Raw genomic sequence first — 1,382 nt, 5'->3', positions numbered from 1 at the left:
GCCGGCGGGTCTTGAGCGCACGGCGGCGCTCCCGCAGGCGGGCGGAGAGGAAGCGCAGGGCAGAGCTGGACACGTCGACGCCGGACGGGTAGACAAGCATGCGAAGCCTCTGGTGGAGATGGTTCTTCTTGGTCGAAAACCCATCTACCAGGGGCTTCACCTGTCCGTCAGCCCAACTGACCAGTCCGAGCGCCAGGTTGGAAAACGCTCACTGTCCTCGTAGCCCAAGGGTTTGCCATCTTCGTTCAACACGATATTACGCAGTTTGTCGAGACGGCTGGTCTGGGGGTAGTCAGGCGCAAGGCCGGGGGGTCGGCCCGGTCACCGCCCTCGCCGACCAGGCCACTTCACTGTCCCGGGACGGGATGAAAGAGGTTCGGCCAACGAACTGGGAAACCTCAGCAGGTACTCCCACCCTCTGGTGGCGATCTAAATCCTTGGGAATCCTCCATTACTTCCTGGACGGCCTGCCTCAAGTCGTCTTCCGGTAGATCCTCCGGTTCTCTCAAGTCCGGATCGATGGAATAATCTTCCAGCAGAAAGAAGACGCGGTCGAGAGCGGCGGCCAGCGGATCACGAATCCTCTCGTCGTTGGCCAGAGAGAGGAGGCGTGCCCTCAGCCAGCCGCGTGCAAAATCCTCTCCGGTGCAGTTGCCGACAACAAAGGACCGCATGAGATCCACCTGCTGGGCAACGCCAGTTCCCGGTGGAACGTCCCAAGCGTGCGCCCAGGCGATGTGGCGAGGAGGCAGTGACTGCGCCACAGCCTGCAAGCCGGGCCACCTTCTTTCCACAGCACGTGCGTAACGGGCGAAGCGGGCCCGACTCTCGTCCACTCCTTCTGGTACGGCCCTCCGCAGGAAGAGCGGGGTGCCTGCTACGAGCGCGTACCCAGGCATGGGGAACAATACTGCGCCGTGTAGGTCCGCATCAGTCAGCAGGACAGGAGGCATGAGTCCCAGTAGCTTGGAACCGGCTGCGCCCAGTGCCATTCGGGTCCAGGAACAAGTGGACGAGAAAACCTCTCCTTCCGCAATCAGTATGCTGGTGGCGCCAACCGCCCGACATCCTCTGGAAAGTCGGCGGGCAAGGGAATCGTCGACACGGTTCCCAGCAGGGACAGGCGCAATAGCTTTCTGCCCCTCTGAGATCCATTGATCGCTATAGGAGTGCCAGTTGGAAAGGATTTCTTGGGGTCGGGGGTTGCTGTTCTTTGGATCTTTATTTCCCATCAAAATAGAAACCCATCGTCGATGATAGTTTGGAACTGGTTTTTCCTGGAGCTAGTGAACGCTTCTCACCCTGAGTGCCAGGCGATCTCGATGGCGTGAATGGCAGCGACCGTGCGCCCGATGCGGTTGGTGCTGCACCGGGCCTTGCGG

Annotated in this window: 1 protein-coding gene and 1 pseudogene; both read right to left on the bottom strand. The window is 60.8% G+C overall.

The annotated features are described in order from the left end of the window. Positions 1 to 100: pseudogene (locus tag ABD358_RS28300) on the bottom strand (IS5/IS1182 family transposase); the annotation flags it as partial. 298 nt (positions 101 to 398) lie between these two features. Next, positions 399 to 773: a hypothetical protein gene (locus ABD358_RS28295; RefSeq protein ID WP_344634013.1), complete on the bottom strand. Its 375-nt coding sequence runs from the start codon at positions 771 to 773 to the stop codon at positions 399 to 401. Positions 774 to 1,382: the final 609 nt, after the last annotated feature.

It is taken from the genome of Streptomyces glaucosporus (genome assembly GCF_039533345.1).
In the GTDB taxonomy this organism is placed as follows: Bacteria; Actinomycetota; Actinomycetes; order Streptomycetales; family Streptomycetaceae; genus Streptomyces; species Streptomyces glaucosporus.
This window is presented reverse-complemented; position numbering and strand designations above follow the sequence as displayed.